The sequence below is a fragment of the Mesorhizobium sp. 01N446 genome, assembly GCF_056399285.1.
Map to the genome: position 1 here is coordinate 140,912 of NZ_JBFTRA010000011.1, position 19,382 is coordinate 160,293.

A 19,382-nucleotide genomic window follows, 5' to 3' on the forward strand; every position below is an offset into this window, starting at 1 on the left:
AATCTGAGTCAGAGATTCATTTTGAACAGTCGATCGTCGGGGGGAGCACTGCACAACGTCAAACGCAGCCAGGGTACTGTCTGGAATTCTGACGGCGGCGCCGTCGTGGTGGTAATCACATACTGGAAAGTCGGTGACGTACCTAGACGCTCAAGCTTCAGTGCCAAGTCGAACAGCCGGTAGTAGAGCGAGACGCCCAAATCAGCTTCTCTCGGGCTGTCGTGGAGAAGAAAGCCCGGAAGCTGCGCCTTGCCCTCGATCGCCAGGATGAGTGCCGCGAGGTCAAACGCAACGACTTTAAGGGAATCGACCGCTGCCGTCGAAAGCGAGCCTCCCTTTACGACCTTGGCTTGAAGACCGTTTGCGTGCAGTGTAACGGCGCCGGTCGCGCCATCAGCGACGAGATAACGAATAACCGCGTCGAAATAGCCGGAAAGTCGAACAAGGACGTTTTGGGAGGAACGCTGAAGATCGAGGATACTTCGAGCGGCTAAATCTCGATCGGCCAACGCTCTCGTTATCTCGCCCTCGACACGCGCTAACTCCTCGTTGTGCATCTTGTAGCGTTCGGTCGTCGTGACATGTCCCTTAGCGGCGGAGACCTGTTGAGACTGGGCGACTAAGGCGTGTGTGAGCTTTTCGACGGTGGACGCAAAGCGATCGTATTCCTGTCGAGAAGCGGATATCGCGATCTTCAGAGACCTTGATTCAGCCTCCAGCACGCCACGTGCCTTAGCTCTCTGATCGAGTTCGGTGGCAAGCGCATCTCGTTCGGCGATTCGCTCCGCGATGAAGGCTTGCTCATTAGCCGTGATTGGCTGACCGCAGGAAAGGCAAAGCGGGTTCTCAGCATCGCGAACCCGTGTGCTGGCTTTCGCATGCCGATCATCCAGCATTCGAACAAGCTCGCCGATCCCAGCAAACTCGCTATCTACAACGGCGAGGCGAGTCTCTACGGCTTGAAGCTCGGCTCGCTTGCTTTCCGCTTCCTTTCGCGCTGATTCCAGTTTCGCCACCAGGTTGGGGTCAATTTGCGCTTGCTGCCGCTCCAGCTCCTCGTCGGCACGCCGCTGCCATAGATCGAGCGCTTCGGCGTTATGGGTTGGATCGCCGCCAAACGTTGCGGAAAAACCTCGAGCCAAATCGTCCCGGATCCATTGGAGGCGATCGCGCCGTTGCAGGGCCGCCGCATGTGTTCGTTCATGCCGGCGCATTTCGGCCGCGACCTCGATCTCTTCAGGTTGCAGCGCATTGAGAAGCAGGCGCACGATGGAAAGACGGTCAGAGGTCGAGAGATTGCGCGACGGTGACCTAGATTCCGTTTGGGGCGCCCGCCATTCTAGCGGCCCAAGTAACCGGCATTCTTGATCCCGTGTCAGCCAGGCAAGGGCCGATTCCCATCCGTCATCAATCGCATTGGAAACTGGCATGTGCTGCACGGCGGTTGGCATGATGGCTTGCACGATGGCGTGCCGAAGTGGCGACATGCCGGTGTTGACCATTTCAGCATGAAGAGCAGTTTCAAGATCCCCTCCCTCTTGTGCCAGCTGCCGACCACGCGAGCGGCCAATCGGACGGACGACGATCCACTGACTGCCTTCGAGCATGATTTCGGCGCCGACATATGAATCCGGAAGCGCGTTGCCGATGAGGTGTCGTTGCTCCTGCGAACCGAAACTGTCCTCGCCAAGGCAGTAACGCAACAAGCGGCAGAAGCTGCTCTTCCCGCCACCATGCCCAATAGGGCCTTCGCGCTCGTCGGAATCGGGCGACCAAACGATGTTCAGACCTGGTCGTAGGGAAATGTCCCGCAGAATTGCGCCTGGTTCTTTCCATATGACAACACGCCGAACCCAGAGTCGAGGACCACTCAGGCCCGCCGCCGGGGTGATCGCGTCAAGCGACGCGGTGAGTAGGTCAAGCTGCGAGTGCAATTCTGATGAAATCCCTTTCTTCCTGCGGCAGCGCGTTTTGTACATTCTCAAGAGAGATTGACCGTATCGCGTGCCAGACGAAATCCGCACGCCCTTCGCACCAGGCTGGGAGTGTGTAGTCGTAAATCGAAGCGCCTCGATCCCATGTCTGGCTGGCGGTATCAAAGCGGAGCGCACGCTCGGCGGCCAAACGAGCCTTCGCCTGACCAAACGTTCCGAGATGGGCAGATGCAATTCCGCTGACGACGGTCGACGAAGGCAAGTCGGCGTCAGACCCCACAAGGCGACGCCATTCCGTCTGACGTGCGCCGTCCAAGTGCCGCATCAGCAAGTGGGGCCGTGCCACGAAGAGCAACGCGTGGACGACCTCGCGTACAGTCTTCGGGCCACGCATGCGTCTCAGAAGACCCGCCAGCAAATGACGCACATCAATTTCACCGCTTAGTTGATGTTCCCATTCCGAGTCCGCAATTGTATCAGTCACAGGTGCGGCTGCTGTCATCCTCTCATAAGCGGCGAGAACGAGACGACGGGTGCGGTATTCACCGTATTTCGCGATCTCGTTCTTCTTCAGCACGCGGAAGGTTTCAGACGGATAATCCTCGCCCATTACGTCTGTCGGGTCGAGCACGTAGCGCAGTTCGTCGCGGGAAAGACCGTAGGCAAGTGCATACCAAGCGTCGAGTTCGGCGCGCAACAGGGCACGGCGGTCCTCGTCCCAGGCGAAGGGCGGGTCGTCACAGCCGAGATCGAGCGCGAAGGGGGCCATCGAATGGCTGGTGTAGGTGAGCTCCAGCACGCGCGGCACGATGAAGTGGAGATCGGCATCTGTGTAGGTGGTCGGCGACAGGACAGGAAACTGGTTTAGGTAACCATATGTCAGGTGCGTTCCGCCGACCTTTTGCCGAGCGGCAAAGTCGAGAACAACGGACGAAAGGTTGGCATGGAACGCCGCCCATAGCTCCGGCCTTGCTGATATGATGAATAGCGGTGAGGTATGCCCCGCAGCCGATCGGGGAAACGTCGTCGCAATGACAGTCCGCTCATTCTGAGGTTTGGATATGTCGCGCCAGCCCATTAGCCACCCACGATCCCAACCCCTCGCGCGCAATCGGCTGTCGACCTCGCGTCGGGGCACCAAATAGCGTGCGCAAGGCTCAAACGTCGGGTCCTGCTTCTCAGCAAGCGTCACGTCGCGACTGTCGAGACCGTCATAAGTCGCCCAGCGGTGATCGAACTGGTGGATCATCTTCGCTTCATAGAGCGGCACATATCGGTCGCTGGCTACGCTGCCGGTCGAGAGGTCGAGATTCAGTCTGTCGCTACCACCGGTGAGCGCGAGCGCCGCTTGGGGCGGACGTGCACCTCCCTCACGCACCCAATCGGTGCCGGCGTGCACATAGCCACTTTTGGCGAGCTGTTCAGCGGTGCGGAACAGGCTGCTGTCGTTCGACATGTGGAACATCGCCATGAACGACACGCCCCACGGATTTCCCGCTGCGCCCCGCGATTCCTGTACGAGGACGGGAATGCGATTATAGATATATTTTGTTATCTCTGCATCGCGACGGGTTCTGAATATCGGAAGCGTATATGTGTTCGGATTGACCAGCTTAACGTCCTGAACCGACATTTGAAACTGGCGCGTCTGGTCAGCAATGTCCTCACTAGTCTTCAAAACAAAACTAAAGGTTGGTGGGTCATCCTCCGAACTGCCCGTCAATGTCATCAAACAAAATTTGAACGTAGCATGCCCAATGGCGTTGAAGAACTCAAATCCAGTCTGAAAATCACGCAAACTAGCAAGCCGACGATCATGGAGGAGATGTCCAAAAAACGGCGCGGTCGTTGCGTCCGTTGCGATGCCCGTCGGCACAATCACGCCCGCCCGCCCGCCCCCTCGCGTCAAATTCAGGAAATGCTCCGCGAAGAGGGCATAGGTGTTGACGTCGCCTGTGCCGGTGAAGCGGTACCGGCCACCATCTTCGCCTGGCACGCGCGCGAAGAGCGAAGCCGCCTCGGCGATGCGTTTCGCAATCTCGAACGCCTCGAAAAGCTGCCGCTCCTGGCTGCCGGCCGGGGCCCCGGCTAAGTTGGCGATGGCAAGCGTGCGGGCGGCGGCGTTGGGCTCATCGGCGATGGCCGTGCCGGCGAAGAACTCTTGCTCCTGCAGCTTTATCCGCTCCCACGGTGGGTTGCCGAGCACCACGTCGAAGCCACCGCGGCCGATCATCACGTCGGGGAACTCTATCGGCCAGTGGAACGCGCGCGCGGCGAAGGCGGCAGCGTCGATCGCCGCCGCGAGCCGGCCCACAGGTGGGCGGCGGTCAAGCGCCTCGCGGACATGTCGAGTCGTGGGGACAAGAGGCCTCGTGGTCGCGTCGGGCAGAGCCGGTTTCGGCAGTACGAAAGCGCCAACATATGCGTTGCAGGCAACGGTGAGATGCCACCAGTCCTGCGAACTGCGCAGCTCCTGATAAGCACGAGCCTTAGCGCGAACCTCCGGAACGCTGCCCTCCGGCATGGCGTGAAACCGATCAAACGCCTGCGCCAGCTTCTCTGGCGCGATTGCGCGCCGAAGCAGCGGAGCGTCGCGTTCGGCCCGGTTGGTCTTCTTCAGGCCGTTTGCAGTCGCCTTTTCGTCGCCGGTCAGCGCCTTGTAGGCGTCGTCGGGAATACCCTCTTCAAGGGCCTTGAGAGCGAAGACGCCGAGCAGCGCGTCGCCACATCGGATATTGGCATCAAGGAAGCCGAGCGGCTGCCCGGGAGACACGCTTTCGATCCACAACGCGACCTTCGCGAGCTCAACGGCCATTGGGTTTCGGTCAACGCCATGGATGCAGTGGCCCACGACGTCGCGAAGAGCGGCCTGTCGGTCGGGCGCATCAGGGTTGCGCAGTTCGGCAACACGGTTGGCCATGCGGCGCGCGGCACCCAGCAGGAAGTGGCCCGAGCCGCAGGCCGGGTCGATAACGCGAAGGTCGAGAACAGCGTCTGCGCCGCCATTAGCCTCGGCGCGCTCCAGAACCGGATCGAGCGCGCTATCGAGCAGAGTCTCGACCAGGCTGTCGGGTGTGTAGTAGCTGCCGCTGGTTTTGCGGGCATTGCCTTTTGCGCCGAAGTCCAGCTCGAAGTCTCCGTTGGTACGCAGGATCGGCCGGATCTCTAGTAGGCTTTCGTAGACGGAACCCAGCTCCTCCGTCTTCATGTCGCGCCAATTGATACGGGTGCGGGTGGATTCAACCTCAAGGAAACCAAGGCGGTAGACCGCCATCAGGAAATTGCGGTTGGGGATTTTCGACGAACGCATGGTCGGAGTCTGCCCACCGCCGAAAAGCCCAGCGAGCGCCGGCAGGCCAAGCAACGCCTCGCCATTTTCTAGCGCCGCCAGCGTCACCTTCATGCCTTCCCACGCATCATGGTGGGCGTCGTAGGCCGTGCGCCGAGCCGAACGCTCACGCCAGAAGCCGAAGCCGTAGCTGCCGGCATAGAGTTCACGCACCTTGCGTGGCGCGGCCGGCGGGTGGAGCAGGTCGCGATCCTCGGCGACAGCGAGGAAGATCAGCCTATAAACCGTGCGCAGCAGTTCCTCGAAAAGCGTGTCGAGCGACAGCTCGCCCGACTCGATGCTGGCCAGCACCTGCGGATTGGCGGAGACGAGGCCCTGGCCAAGTTCCTTCAGCGCCGCCTCGACGCCGTCGCGAAGCCGCTCGCGTGCGGCTGTGCCCTGCTTCTGCCCAGCCTCACGCCATCTCTCCAACGGCGTGGCTGAAGCCGCAGCGCCGGCAGCGCCGAAACGCGAGGCATGGATCAGCAGCCAGAGCGCGGTAAAATCGGCGAACATTTCATCACGGAAGATCGCGGCGAGATCGGCCTCGATCCAAGCGGCGCGTGTTAGGCTCGCATTGTCGCGCATCAGCCGGACGCGGTCGCCGGCGAAGACAAGGCCCCAGGTTGCTTCTACGCTGGCGTTCAGCCAATCCTGCAGGAGCACCACGGGCGACCGCCGGGCGCGACCGCCATCACCGTCGCCGAATTCGGCCAGCGCCCTGGTGAAGCCCTCGCTGCTAGGCATCGGCGCGGCACAGACGATTGGAACGCGCCCGCCCTTCGCTTCCAAAGCTATGCGGTAGCGCCGCGCGCCCTCCTGGTGCTCGACTGGGCCGACTAGGTCGGTGAAACCGAAAACCTGTGTAAGTAACCCATTGGCGAAAATGGCGACTTGCGAGATTGTTGGTGCATCGATTTTTGCGAAAGCCTGCCAGTGCGCCTGGCCAATTCGAAAGTATCGCGCGATCTCATCCCCGATGTTGGTGCCCTTGGGGCAATCGTATTCGACGGCGCTCTTCGGGTTGCGTCCGGTCTTGACGATCTCTGCGATCTGCTCAGACGCGATCAGTCCGCCTTCGACGACGATCGCCTCAAGTCCAAGCACTGTAGGGCGGCGGGTCGGACGAGCCATCAGCCGACCTCCGGGATCAGAACATAAAGGCCGATGATGTCCGCCGGGAGAACCGCGCTGACTTCGGTCGTCGAGCCGCCGCGCGCGGCTTCCGTGACGCGCTGGTGGTCGTGGCTAAGCTTTTTCGCCCTTGCATCTGCGTAGGTGGCGATTGCCTGACCATAGCCGTCGATGCGGGCGAGCGCATCCGACAGTCGGCGCTCGATAACGCTGCGCTCGAGATTGCCCGACGCCTCTGGCTCTAGAAGTGCAAGTGCGTCTGCACCGCCTGCGGCCGCATCTTGCTCCATGCCTTCGAAGGCGAGCGCGGTCGCTTCTTCGGCGAGCAAGGTGCGGCTGGCGCGCCCGCTCGTCACAAGGGTGAAGCGAAGTCGCATCAGAAGAACTGTAGTCATCCGCGACACTGCACGCGTGCGCCACGCTCCCGCCCGGCCGAGTGGGGAACCACCCTGTCGCCCGCCGGGATCAAGCGCGCCCTCCGCCATGTTCTCGGCGAGCGTTGCGACGAGGGGATGAACGCGGCCAACGTGGGCGATGTCGGGCTGGAGATCGTCTTTGAAAGTGACGGTGCGCGTGCCGGTCAACCCGCGCGCGGCGAGCCGCTCGCGAAGCTGTGTAGGCAGCTGATCGTAGTGCACACGAAAATTGGTACCGATTTCGCCGATGGACCCTTTGTACATGCGGTCGAGCGCGCGGCGCGTGAAACGCTGCACCTCTTCAGGTCCACCGTTCAACGCGCGCATGCCTTTCCATTCGGGAAGAACTTCCGCCGGCTTTAGCGTGACCTGAGCATAGCGCGTTTGGCTCTTCTTCGCGTTCTCCTCAGCGTCACGCCATTCGGATTCGAGCTTAGCGCCAGCATCCCCGAAGTCGAAAGACCCCTGCGCTCGGGGACGCTGCGAGCGGAGAAGCATCGCCTGCAAGAGCGCATTGGCAACGCTCGCCGAATCCTCCGGCACTGGCACCGTCACGCCGGTCTCTTTGCGTATGCGTTCGGCCTTCCGGGTAATGACATCGAGTACCGCGCCGTCGATCATGCTGTTCTCGCCGAACATCATCACTGTCCAGACCGCCCTCGCAGGTTGACCAAATCGGTCGACGCGGCCCTCGCGTTGCTGGTGGCGGGTGGGATTCCAGTTGAGGTCGAAGTGAACAACAGCGTTAAATTGCGCCTGGAGGTTGATGCCTTCGGAAAGGCAGTCGGTCGCGACGAGGATGCGATCCGAATGATCGGCCAGCGCCTCGACCCGTGCCCGCCGTTCCTCAGGCGTTAGGCGTCCAGTGACAACGTCGATCGTCGACTTTTTGAAGGCGGTCCCTAACGCCTCGCCGACCGCCTCGGCCGAAGAGATAAAACGGCAGAACACGATCGGTCTCGCGCCCTCTGCCAGCAGTGATTTAATCTGCCGAACGAGTTCACGAAATTTGGGATCATCGCTTGTGCGGCCTGCAAGCTGCTTGGCCTGCCCAATAAGGCGGTCGAGCGCTGCCTGCTCTTCGCGGTCGATGGCCGTGGCAGGTTCAACATCGGTGTCAGTGAAGGTGCCTTCCTCTGCATCGAACAACGCGGGCTCCAGCGTCTCTTCGTTGGCCATGCCTGCAAGCCGGTTGCGCAATGCTGAAACGGCGGCAGCGGGCGAAGAGCCAACGCAGCGCATCAGTGCCAAAGTGCCCCAGAAGGCAAGTCGGCGAGCACGGTCGCCGTTGGTGCGCTGGGTGATGCCCAAACAATAGTCGAGTACGTCTTCCTGGAAGGTTTGGAACTCGCTCGCAAGCGTATATGGCGCCGGCCGATCCATGTGTTGGGCGAAGACACGGTCCTCGGCCCATTGACCTTCGATGTCGGGACGGCGCCGCTGTACGAAATGCTGGGCGAGACGTCGCCGATAGCGCTCGATGGCGTTGGCGTCCGCGCTTCCAGGGAAGCTGGCGAGGTCCGGATGCAACAAGCTAAGGAGGCGCGCATATGCATCCTGATTGCCGCTGTGCGGCGTGGCCGTCAGCAGCAGCATGTGCCTGCTCTCCGCATCGGCCACACGGCGCAGCAGGTCGAAACGCTGCTGCGTGCCGCGTTCGCTGCCGCCTACGCAGGCATGGGCCTCGTCGAYGATCACCATCTCCGGACAATGCAGTGCAAAGCTGTCCCGGCGGCTGTCCGCCTTTATGTAATCGAGACTGACGACTGTGAATGGATAAGCCCGGAAGATCGTGTCTGAAAGAGCGAGGCCTCGCTCCAGCGCGCGGGCGCGGGCGGAAGTTACCGCGACGGCGTCGATGTCGAACTTCGACAACAGCTCCCCAACCCACTGATCTACCAGATGGGGTGGGCAAAGCACTGTAAAACGGTCGATCTCGCCCCGGTCCAGCATCTCGCGTAGAATGATGCCGGCCTCGATCGTCTTTCCGATGCCGACATCGTCGGCGATCAGCATGCGCTTGACCTCAAGCTTAAGCGCCATCAGCAGTGGTACGAGCTGGTAGGCGCGCAGCTCGACGCCCAGGTGTGCGGCGCTTCGGAACGGCCCAGCCCCTCTTCTCAGCGAAAGACGCAGCGCGTCGGCAAGCAACCGTGCGGCATCCTGTGTGTCGAGCTGGTCGACGGAGGGGAGACCGAACTGAGCTGCCTTGACCGGCTCAGGCTCCAGCACAGACACGAGGTTTATTGCGTCCTCCTCCGACCCGGAAAGGGGACGAACACGAACGATCCCATCAGCCGGCGTGCCCAAAATGATCCATTCGCGGCCGCGCGCGCGAACCAGGTCGCCAGTCTGAAGAACAGGAAGGTTCACGCGGTCACTCCAAGGGCGTCGGCGAGTGCGGTTGGCATCATGGGTCCGGGCATCGCCGGGAGTTCGACGAGATCACGACCGATATCGGCGCAGCGCTCAGCAATCGAATCCGGGGCGGGGCCAGTCACCGCCATCACGCCACGATCAGGCCAGCAGAGCGGGTACCGGACGCCGTCGATTGTCTCTGCGACTGGCATCGGTGCCGCCCAGCCTTGCAATGCGGTGACCCAAGGATCAGCGCCATTACCTGCGCCGCGTCCCACGGTATCGCATTTGAAGAGAGCGCCGAGCATCCCTTGAACCGCCGGATCGCGCCGCTCGATAAGCTCGTGGTCCGGCTGGTTGTAGTAGGAGAGGAGGCAACGATAGCAACCAGCTTTGCAGCTATCAGTTCGCTCGATAAGCAATCCGGACTCGTCCCGGTCGAAATGCATCAGATCAAGAGCGCGGGAGCCGAGTTCGTGCCACCGCTCGTGACCCTCCATCAGCCGTTTGAGTACACCCGCGCCACCCTCCGAGGCCTCATATAGGAGGATGGCATTCCGGTTCGCACGGGTAGGCAAGGGCTCGCCAAGCAATTCGCCGGTTTCCAGGACGTGCTCGGTTTCGATGGCGCGGACGAGTGCGTGCTGGAGTGTTGCCAACTGGGCCTCGCTCAACGGCTGATGAACTTGGATGAGCATCGCATTTTTTGTGTCCTCGACCACCGGCACGATTGTCTGGCGCCGCGCCCCCCGGGGATCGTCCCCTTCGTCATCACCCTGGGTTTCGTTCTTGAGCCAGCGCCCTGTCAGCGTGTCGATATCAAATCCGTGCAGTTCCTTCGACGCTCGACGGCGCAAGCCGAGATTGACGCGAGATAGCCGCGTGCGTGGTCCGTAGCGCAGCGTCATCAGTTGCTCTCCGGCAGCGCCGAGAGTCAGTTCCTGCTGTCCTTCACCCTGCCACTGGAAAATTGTCTGGATCTCAAATCCTCGGCGCTGCCTGTCCTCGTCATTGGCGGTGATTCGCGCGCCCGGGACGGCATCGACATTGTCGATCCGAAACAGCTTGGCGATCTTTCCCTCACTGGTCAGCGCCGCCCCACAGACACCGCAGCGTTCCTGGGTTTCCTCCTCATGTGCGGCTCCACAGGTCTGACAACAATTAAGCGTCCGCGTAGCGAGCAGTCCGTCTTCGCCGCGCGAACCCGATGGCAACTTCGCTCGATTGCAACGGTAGGCCTTGCCTTCGTGATAGACGAGGCTGTTAGGACCGAACTCAGAGATTGCCAGGAAGCGCGGTCGCTGGAGAACGGTCGATGACTTCTCTGCGTCTATGAATGCGTAGAGCGGCAGTCGGGGGAAATTGTACCCCGGTAGGAATCCCTCCGTTGCCAGGTAGCGGTAACTGTAGAAATCTGACCCGGAGGAAGACTTACCCGTCTCTAGCAGCTCCAGCTGACGTGAGGCGCTGAGGTAGCGCGAGCGGGCATCACGCCGCTCTGTCGCCGAAAGCCCCGTACGCTTTTCAATGGCGGCTGCGTCGTCAAGCTCGCGTTGTGCCGAACTATACAGGCTGCGCCATCGATCGAATGCTTGCGAGAATGCGATCTCAGCGTCCTCCCAGACTTGGTGGACAAACGCCTCGGGATTCGGAATATCGCCGATGCCATTCACCGGGAGCGCCGAGCTGATCACCGCAACAGCCCGCCTGAGGTCCGAGCCGCTGGCAGTCGCGACCCGAAACGCGTTGGATAGTCGCTCGCATACGGGGAGCCCCGCTTCTTGCATGCGTAGGTTCTCCGGAATGGCCGGCGACAACCCTTCCCGCGCGGCGGCGAGCCACTCCGCATGGACGTGACTCGCCAGCAAATCAATGTTCACGAGGTCGATCGCGGGAGGCCGTACAATGCCTGCTACCAGGTCAGCTCGTCGCTCGAAGTAGTACTGGTCGTGAGGGCTCTGCGCTGCGCAATAAGTAACAACGAGTGCCGCCTGCCCGCTGCGGCCGGCACGGCCGGCACGTTGCGCATAGTTAGCCGGGGTTGGGGGAACATTACGCAGGAAAACGAGATTGAGCTGCGAGATATCGACGCCAAGTTCCATTGTTGGAGAGCAGAAAAGCAGCGGAAGGAAGTCGGTGCGTTCGCGCTGCTGCATGTCCGCTGCGGCCTCTTTCAGGCGCGCCTTGTCTGCCTCGCCATAACGAAAGCGATCCTCTCGCCACTGGCGGACCACGGATTCTACCTGTGCGGTATGTTCTCGCGCTTCAAAGGAGAACGGCAAGCGTCCGACGTCTCCAAGTCGCTCGGCGACATCTGCATAAAGTTGCGAAAAGAATCGGTTCTCCTGTCCCGGTTTTGCCTGTCCACTCCCTGGATGAAGTCGAATAGCGTTTGGGGCGAGTCGCCAGCCCCTTGTACCCCCAACCGTAAAATGGCGGACGATCTGATGGCTGTCCGCCGCTTCCAGCATAGCTTCAACCAACGTCAATCGATCGGCCAGCGAAAGAGGGGTCCCAAGTGCCTTTTCGATCGCGCGAGCAATCCGACTTCTGCCTGTAGCCCGAATGGTGGCAATATCTTCTGCGGCGCGTTGCTCAACTCGGGGAGGAGGCTCGGTAATCAGGATACCCTGCCTAGCAAGGTCCCTATCCTGCTCTTCTCGTGCAATGGACCACGGGGCCTTGAGTAGCGATCGAGAACGTTCGGCGATCTGTTCCAAGCTGACCCTGTCAAGCGCATCGACGCTGATCGCAAGGCCCTCGCGCATTGCATCGAGAAGGACGACGAACATCGCCGCCCGGACTTGCGGCGCCGCATTGGCGAGATGCGGATTGGCGCCACAGGCTTCCTCGTCCGCCGCGAGCATGGGGATACCGGGATATCGGACCTGCACCAGCGCGAGTTGATCGAGGTTGGGGTTTGTGTAGCGCCAGCCCCTCCGCAGATCGTTCCAGAGACGGTGGGCCAGGACCCGGTTAATCGCGATCTTGGCATCGTCGAGCGCCGCAAATCCCCGCGGATTCGGATCAAGCATCCACTCCTCGCGCCTCTCTGTCCGTTCGGGTTCGAAACCCAGTGCTCGCCGAAGCGCGTCTCCGAACTGTTCGTGCGAGAGCCCGTCAGACCCCGCCTGACGGACAGCGCGAAGCATCGCGCCGCGCAACAGCGTCACGAAGATGAAATCGTTGAAGTGTCCCGCCTGAAGGGCCGCGTCTTGCCGATTGTCCGTGAAACCGAGCAGCTTGCGCCGATACTGGTCGAGTGTGCCGTCGCGGGCCATCCAATCGAGTGCAGCGGCAGTGATCAGTGTGGTCGCCGAGCTGCGGCCTTCCGCAGAGAGGCCGGCTAGCTTATTTATGTCGCGCGCCTGTGGCGCGGGTTGATGCCGACAGTGTGGACAGAAGCGATACTTGCCGGCGAAGAACCAGGTAGTCGCTCCAGCACCATCCGGAATACCGTCGGGCGCTAGGATCATGCGCCGGCCTTCGTGGTTTACCCTGTGAGTAGATTTCAACCGTGTTCCTGATGCTGTCTGCTCGATCCAATCGTCGGGGTAACAGTCAGAAGTTCCGTCGAAGGCCAGATCAGATGCAGCATCGGGCACGAGGAAGCCGTGCCAGGTCCCCTCCTCATCGATCTCATCACGCGGAGACACGTCGATCGACCGGGCAATAACGGTGCCGTTGGACTCGACCGAGACGCTGTGAATCTCCTGTCCGCATTCACGACAGAAGAAAGTCGGATAGAGTCGAGCGTTCGGCTTGTCCGGATCGAGCTTCTCTCCAACCAGGCGAACTGAACGGGCGGTGGCCGGCTCAATCGTGGCATGGGCATGGCCCGCTCCAGACAGAAAGCGATGCAGTTTGAAAGCCATGAAGGCTTGGTCACCGGTTCCGTCACGTTCATTCTCCGGCGCGCTCATTGCGACCAGACGCTGACCGATCGCCTGTTTACATACGTCGGCAGGCAGAGCCGTTTGCGCTGCGAGCTCCTCGGCGGCCCGTGTCAGCGTCATCGGCTGGCGTCGACGTAGCGTTTCCTGAGCAATTAGACCGATATTGAGTTCGATCCAGCTTGACAGGGCGTCGACCATGAACGCGTTGTCCGTCAGTTTCCCGGTGGAGGAGCTTAATACGGCTTGCTGCAGTTGCGCCTCGAACAGCGCACCGCCTCCGGAGAATTGCGTTTTCCGTTCAAGGCTCTCGGTAATAACGTCATCGCTTTGTACTGGACTGCCAAATAGCAGGGAGCCTACCGAGGCAACTGCCGCACGCCCGGCGTCATCGTCTGCGGACGCCATCGTTGCTGAAGTGCCGACGCAAAGCATGTCCGGCGATCCGACCCTCTCGCGAACCCGGCGCACCAACATCCCGACGTCAGCACCCTGCCTGCCCCGATAGGTATGCAGTTCGTCAAGCACTAGGAAATCCAAGCCCTCCATGTTGCGGATAACGTCGCGGTCGAGTTCGTCCTGCCTCGTCATAAGCAGTTCAAGCATCATGAAGTTGGTGAGAATGATGTCGGGCTGTTCGACTGCTATCTGCCTTCGATCGGCATCACTTTCCTGCCCTGTATAGCGGCGGAAAGTTGGCCGCATCGACGCTGGCAAGCCCGAGGACCCAATGAACTTCTCCAGTTCCTCTCGCTGACTGTTGGCCAGCGCATTCATGGGATAGATGATAATCGCTCGCGTGCGTTGTGCCTCGCCAACTCGGCGCGCCCGCAGGATACGATCGACAATCGGCACGAAGAAACAGAGTGACTTTCCGGATCCTGTACCAGTGGTAACGATGTAATTGCGCCGCTGCTGCGCCTTGGCCAAAGCCTGTTCCTGGTGTCGGTGCAGCGTAATCGGAGCTCGCGGTTTACCCGCCGCGAAGATGTGAGCAGCGGCCGGATCGAGATCACCTCGTTCGATCAATTCGGCAATCTTGGCACCTTTCCTGAAATTTGGATTGAGGCCAATCAGCGGTTCCGGCCAATAGCGACCGGATGCGTACTCGGCGTCGATCTGCGATTTCAAATCAGGTGCGCGGATGTTGGTGAATGATCTCGCGAAAGATTCGTATCGTGCAATCAGATCAGCATCGAGTTGAAAAACGTCCAAGTTGGAATTCCCCCCAAATTCCGGCACTCCGCCATGGCCCGGACAATTAAAGCTCATAGGACCGCTGTTAGGCGTCGGTCATCCAATGAGGCTTGCGGATGCAGATCAACGCTGCCTCATGCCATCCCGGCAGTATAAACCTCAGTTGGAAGATGAGGCATTGTTCGCTTCTTTGTACAAGCACAAAATTCGGTGCGGCAGCGGAATCGCTGACGACCTTCGCATGTGGTTCAGGACAGAACCCTCGGTGAATGCCAATAGACCCTCTTTGCAATCACGGATTCCATTGTTGCCGGTTGTCATGTCCCTGCTTCGTGGCCCGGCGATCGCGATGTTTGACCGATTGTAGGTTCTGATAAGTGGATGTTATCGGAGGGTAGAGACCGCCCGCCTTCTCGAACGTCGGTCGCTCTGGCTTACCCGCGCGTGGTCCGCAAAATCGTCATTGCAGACCGCTTGACGCTTTGCTGATATGAGCAAAGGCTAAATTGCCAAGGACCACTGCATCGCGGAGGTAGCTTCTTTTGCATGCAACCGGAATTTGTTGAGCCTCTACAGCTCGCTCTAGTTCTTCTAGCTGGCGTCCTCGCTGGTATGGCCTTGGAGCGTTTTCTATCAAGAGAGCGGAGGCAAGCTTGGAGGGCAAAGAACCGCTTGCGCTGGGCGAGAGAGCGCAGTGGGGGCGACATCCTTAGCGGCTTGTGGGTCACTCCGAAGCCTGTTTCCGCGCCACCGAAACTAACTGATCCTGCTGACCAGTTGCGGATTGTCATGGGTGCGAACTTCACTATTCAACCGCTCCTCAACAGGAGTGAAGTGCGCGTCTTCAAGGAACTTGATCGCATGGTGATCAGCTGCAATCCGGGATGGCAAGTCATGGCCCAAGTGTCTCTGGGCGAAATTCTGCGTAGCGCCAACGCCGACGCCTACAGCTGCATCAACTCCAAACGGGTGGACCTTCTACTTGTGGACGAGAACTGTCTGCCTCGACATGCACTCGAATACCAAGGCCATGCACATCACCAAGGGACGGCAGCAGCACGTGATGCAGTAAAAAAGGAAGCCCTGCGACGGGCTGGCATCAGTTATCACGAAATTGTCGGCGGTCACACGACACCTTCCGAACTCAGGCGACTGGTCGAGAAGCTTGTGGATCGGCCAGCCGCAGCTCAATAGCTAAGCCGACTTCTCTGGCTTACTGGCTGTTGCCGACCTGACCCGGATACGCATAACTCCGCCATCGAGTTGTTCGATTTCGAACGCATTGGTCTTCCGCACGAGATCGCTCAGCTTACGGAAGCCGAAGGTTCTAGGATCGAAATCGGATGCCAAGTTGGCAAGCTGATTGCCTACCGCACCAAGTGGCACCCAGCCGTCTTCGTTTTCCATCTGCTTGATCACCTTCCTGATAATCGGCGTGGCGGCGCTCGGAGGTTGAAGGGGCTTGTCGGGCTGCGCTGCGTCGGGGGAGTTGGCCGGAGCGGTTGGAAGTAGGTTTTCGGTATAGATGAACCTGCCGCACGCTTGCCGGAAACTCTCAGGGGCTTTTTTCTGCTCCCCGAAGCCGAAAACATCGACACCCTGCTCGCGGATGCGTGCGGCAAGTCGAGTGAAATCGCTGTCAGACGACACCAGACAAAACCCATCGAACCTACCGCTATGGAGCAAATCCATTGCGTCGATCACCAGCGCGATGTCGGATGCGTTCTTGCCAGTGGCGTTGGCGTACTGCTGCTGGATCGCGTGTTTCGACACCACGTCGGACCACCCCTTCAAACGTGAACCAGAGAAATCACCGTAGATGCGACGGACGCTGGCCTCGCCAATTTTGGCGATCTCCTCGAATAGGCCATCCGCGATCTTGGCCGATGCGTTCTCAGCGTCAATCAAAACGGCAAGACGAGGGGACTTCATTTCGACCGGCATGACGTTCCTCTTTTACAGACGGTAAAGTCAATTCGCGCCATTGGCACTCGATCAGCATGCCGCTTCCGGCAAACCCAGGGGGCTCAGTGCGAAGTTAGCCCGAAAACGCAGAAACATGCCATCGACCTGATCAACGCGGAAATACCGCTCGGCAGCCGTCTTACTGGTTGGCTTATCACGGCGTGCGAACGCGTCGGCAACATCCCTCGGGATCAGGTATATCGCTCTGCCGTTTGGCTGGTCCGGCATAAGAATGACAATTGCAAGCCAATCGAATTGGTCGAATTCATAATACGTGACGTAGGCCGGTCCTTGCTTAAAGGTTCGGGATTTTACCGAGACCCTCTGCGGCGCTTGCCCGACCGGCTGGGCGATGACGTCGTAGCCGGGCCAGTTGTCGGGAACCTTCAACGCAGGAACTCCGGCAAGCGTCAATTCGGCTGCAACGACCATCTCACATGCGTCTCCCATCTGCTTTGAGGTGTACCGTCTTGGTTCCAAACGGACGACCTTCATTGGGAAAGATGCTCTGGATTTCCACTCGCCCATCCGAGCCGGAGGCGCTGTCCACTATTCAAAACGAAGGCGACTGATTGATCTGGTCGCGCCGCGACACCGAAAAGCCCCGCAAACCGTTCGAAGTCAGCGAACCACATTCGCGCGGGAGAGAAAGAATGAACGATCATCGCCGCTTCGTCCGTCTTGAACCGCTTGGCCTCCAGCAGCGCTGACGCCGTCCGATGCAGCAGCTGATAGCGAACGTCTAGCGGAGGAACGCCATCTAGACCCAACAGATCGCAGATTTGACGCATGCGAAGGCGCTTGCCATCGGATGGGTTTGCAAACCATTCGCCGACCGTTGGACCGAAGGGTTCGTTGACTTTCCCTTCAACGGCAACGGCGGATGTATCTTCCCCAAAGCGTATCGCGCTGGCCACCGACAAGCGGCACCTTGTGCTCAGGAAGAGCAAGTAGGAGTTCGCTCGGTTGGTCGAACATCCGGGCGATCTCCGGTGGAAGACCAGTCGCCTGTTCCCAGCAGTATGCCAGTGTTCGAGCGGAATAGCCGGTCCGCCAATGCTTGGTCGGATCGGCCAACATCGCTTGCCAGCTAGCAGGACCCAAGCTCGGGAGATAAATACGTGACATGCGGAGAAGTCCCACGATAGTCGGCTTCAACTAGACAGGTTTTCTAGAGCCTGGGCGATAACAGACCATCCCTTAGTGGCGACCGCAAAGTTGCCTGTTGGATCGACCACGATGATTTTGCCGGTGTCTCTTTGGCACCTTGGAGCAAGTCCCCATCTCGCCTAGCGGTCGGAAAGTATCATGAGACTTTGGAGCCTGCCACTGCCCTTACGCTCGCCCAGAAGGGGGATTCCTGTCCAAGAGCTACTTGCCAACGTACCAAGATCGGAGAAAGCGTGAGGGCAATGGCGCATGGTTCGTTACTATCCCACGTCTACGAAGCAGGCCGTCTCGCCGGTAAAAGTCGGCACGCAAAAGGCCACCTAGGCCATTAGCCCTGTTGATGACGAAAGTGGCTCTCTCGACGGCATTGCCCACCGTCCCAAGTGCAAAGTGACATTGTTCTGCGTCGCTCTTACCACCCTGTTCGGTGATGGCTGCGCTGACAGGTCGAAGTTCTTTGTCTGCGAGCGTTCGGAGAGCAATGGCCACGACTGCTGCGGATGCCATCCACGCAGTCTGAAACACTGTTTGGCCTGACAGCCCGAGCCCGCTGACTTGATCTCCAAAGGAATGAGGAGCGTCTGGCCGAAATACCGATATGTGAGCACTTTTGCTCAATAATAGAGGGACGACGCATGGATCACCCAGCGGTCGAGTAAAAGGCGTGGACAGCGCAATTGGGCGACCACCGGCCCCAACCACCGAGACTTTTGGCGCGACTGTAATGCAGGGCAATACTCCGCCGGTGTTCCCTGGCAGCAGCTGAAGCGCTACTTCGCGCCAGAAGGTGATTTGAACTCTAATCCCAGATTTTGGATGGCTGGGGTCGGAACACAACCTGCCAGGGGCACGCAATTGTGCGAAGCTGTAAAGCGGCACAGAGAGGGCCAGTGCCTCATCATGGGGATGCCTGAAGAAATTGTAGTCTTCTTCGTCTGCGTCTTCAGGCGAGGAAAGCCGGCTGGTAGCGACGCAATCTTTGACCACCATACCAAGGCGGGCGTCGTCCGGAATGCAGGCTGCCGTTTCAATGCCAAGGAGGTCCGCGATCAGGTCTGCAGCGTCGTCGATCACCTCGGAGCGATGAGCAAACCACCTCGACAAATCGAGCTCGTCGTCCAGCGCACGAGCGATCTGCCGCCAGGCATCCGAAATCGCCTTGCCACTATCAAGCAAGGCTTCCGTCTCCATGTTGAACTTGACGTAAGACACCGAGGATGCGCCGAGGATGGTCAGCATCGCGACACTTTCATTGAACCCGGGATCGAAAGCCTGAATGATGGCACACGCGGCCTTTGCCAGCTTCAACCTGGTGCCCAACTCAAGCGGACCAATCATTTTCTGGTTCGCGTAGCGATGCTTGTCTTGCTTGTATACTTCCTTTGGATCGCGCTCAGAAATTGAAGCGTACTCCACGGCGACCGCACTTCGACCACCGAGCCTTTCGGCGTGGTCAAGCAAGCTCCGTAGGTTCCTTTGAACTCCCAAGACATCTGATCTCGCAACCGAAAGGCGCTTTGTAGGTTCTCCGCCCCTAAGAAGGATTTCGACCTCGGCTCGTAGATCAGCAGCGGAAAGCTCTTTGGGCGTCAAAATCTCCCTGCTATCACGCACAAGCAGGGCTGTTTGGTAGTCATCCAGTTCACGCAACAGCTGGACCATTTTGCATTCCTCAGATGGTTCGATAGGGGCGTGCTGCTCTGGTCGTGGCTCGCAAGACTGTCACAGCGCTGCCAGCATCCGAAACGACAAGGATAACGTTGATAGCTCGCTCGACGTCACTACCCGCTGAAGCACGTATTTCGCGGATTTTCTCTCGGCTAATCTCCAAAGCCACGCAACCGTGCCCGCATGGAGTGCACCGATCAGCTTCCGAGTAAATGGTGTGCAGCAGTTGTTCGGGTATCCCGCGTTGTCGGCTGCGGGCTTTCGCATGTTTAGTTACCAGCATGATGCCCTCCAAACCATGCTTCCAAAAAGCACTTTG

General features: G+C 59.7%; 10 protein-coding genes. 1 reads left to right on the top strand and 9 read right to left on the bottom strand.

Annotated features, from left to right (window positions below; all coding sequences use genetic code 11):
- Window positions 1–8: 8 nt before the first annotated feature.
- The 4 genes from AC1DPX_RS30845 to AC1DPX_RS30860 are packed head-to-tail and all read right to left on the bottom strand — an operon-like array spanning window position 9 to window position 14,278.
- A complete protein-coding gene (locus AC1DPX_RS30845; RefSeq protein WP_477241505.1) occupies window positions 9–1,934 on the bottom strand; it encodes a hypothetical protein in 1,926 nt (641 codons plus the stop codon).
- Window positions 1,918–6,396: an Eco57I restriction-modification methylase domain-containing protein gene (locus tag AC1DPX_RS30850; RefSeq protein WP_477241507.1), complete on the bottom strand. Its 4,479-nt coding sequence runs from the start codon at window positions 6,394–6,396 to the stop codon at window positions 1,918–1,920. The genes AC1DPX_RS30845 and AC1DPX_RS30850 overlap by 17 nt, the downstream gene beginning before the upstream one ends.
- Window positions 6,396–9,185, bottom strand: coding sequence for a helicase-related protein (locus AC1DPX_RS30855; protein WP_477241509.1), 2,790 nt, complete (start codon window positions 9,183–9,185; stop codon window positions 6,396–6,398). Before AC1DPX_RS30855 ends, AC1DPX_RS30850 begins: the two co-directional genes overlap by 1 nt.
- On the bottom strand, window positions 9,182–14,278 hold the full coding sequence (locus tag AC1DPX_RS30860) for a DEAD/DEAH box helicase (protein ID WP_477241511.1): 5,097 nt from the start codon (window positions 14,276–14,278) through the stop codon (window positions 9,182–9,184). The genes AC1DPX_RS30855 and AC1DPX_RS30860 overlap by 4 nt, the downstream gene beginning before the upstream one ends.
- Before the next feature lie 528 nt (window positions 14,279–14,806).
- Here AC1DPX_RS30860 and AC1DPX_RS30865 point away from each other — a divergent pair.
- Window positions 14,807–15,454 (top strand): DUF2726 domain-containing protein, encoded by a 648-nt coding sequence (locus AC1DPX_RS30865; protein WP_477241513.1) that lies wholly within the window; start codon window positions 14,807–14,809, stop codon window positions 15,452–15,454.
- On the opposite strand, the gene AC1DPX_RS30870 is transcribed toward AC1DPX_RS30865, so the two are convergent.
- The 5 genes from AC1DPX_RS30870 to AC1DPX_RS30890 form a co-directional block, all read right to left on the bottom strand.
- Window positions 15,455–16,204: an NYN domain-containing protein gene (locus tag AC1DPX_RS30870; protein ID WP_477241515.1), complete on the bottom strand. Its 750-nt coding sequence runs from the start codon at window positions 16,202–16,204 to the stop codon at window positions 15,455–15,457.
- Window positions 16,205–16,255: 51 nt separating this feature from the next.
- The gene (locus AC1DPX_RS30875; protein ID WP_477241517.1) at window positions 16,256–16,657 is read right to left on the bottom strand and encodes a hypothetical protein; all 402 of its coding nucleotides are present in this window, start codon (window positions 16,655–16,657) and stop codon (window positions 16,256–16,258) included.
- Between the two features lie 59 nt (window positions 16,658–16,716).
- On the bottom strand, window positions 16,717–17,142 hold the full coding sequence (locus tag AC1DPX_RS30880; protein WP_477241555.1) for a DUF6946 family protein: 426 nt from the start codon (window positions 17,140–17,142) through the stop codon (window positions 16,717–16,719).
- A complete protein-coding gene (locus AC1DPX_RS30885) occupies window positions 17,093–17,353 on the bottom strand; it encodes a DUF6946 family protein (protein WP_477241519.1) in 261 nt (86 codons plus the stop codon). The genes AC1DPX_RS30880 and AC1DPX_RS30885 overlap by 50 nt, the downstream gene beginning before the upstream one ends.
- A gap of 243 nt (window positions 17,354–17,596) precedes the next feature.
- Window positions 17,597–19,057 carry a hypothetical protein gene (locus AC1DPX_RS30890; protein WP_477241521.1) on the bottom strand — a complete coding sequence of 487 codons (1,461 nt, stop codon included), beginning with the start codon at window positions 19,055–19,057 and terminating at the stop codon, window positions 17,597–17,599.
- Window positions 19,058–19,382: the final 325 nt, after the last annotated feature.

Bases quoted from the DNA above. Each gene is read 5' to 3' on its own strand.
- AC1DPX_RS30865 (WP_477241513.1), top strand. From the start codon at position 14,807: ATGCAACCGGAATTTGTTGAGCCTCTACAGCTCGCTCTAGTTCTTCTA.
- AC1DPX_RS30870 (WP_477241515.1), bottom strand. From the start codon at position 16,204: ATGCCGGTCGAAATGAAGTCCCCTCGTCTTGCCGTTTTGATTGACGCT.
- AC1DPX_RS30885 (WP_477241519.1), bottom strand. From the start codon at position 17,353: ATGTCACGTATTTATCTCCCGAGCTTGGGTCCTGCTAGCTGGCAAGCG.
- AC1DPX_RS30850 (WP_477241507.1), bottom strand. From the start codon at position 6,396: ATGGCTCGTCCGACCCGCCGCCCTACAGTGCTTGGACTTGAGGCGATC.
- AC1DPX_RS30890 (WP_477241521.1), bottom strand. From the start codon at position 19,057: ATGGTCCAGCTGTTGCGTGAACTGGATGACTACCAAACAGCCCTGCTT.
- AC1DPX_RS30875 (WP_477241517.1), bottom strand. From the start codon at position 16,657: ATGGTCGTTGCAGCCGAATTGACGCTTGCCGGAGTTCCTGCGTTGAAG.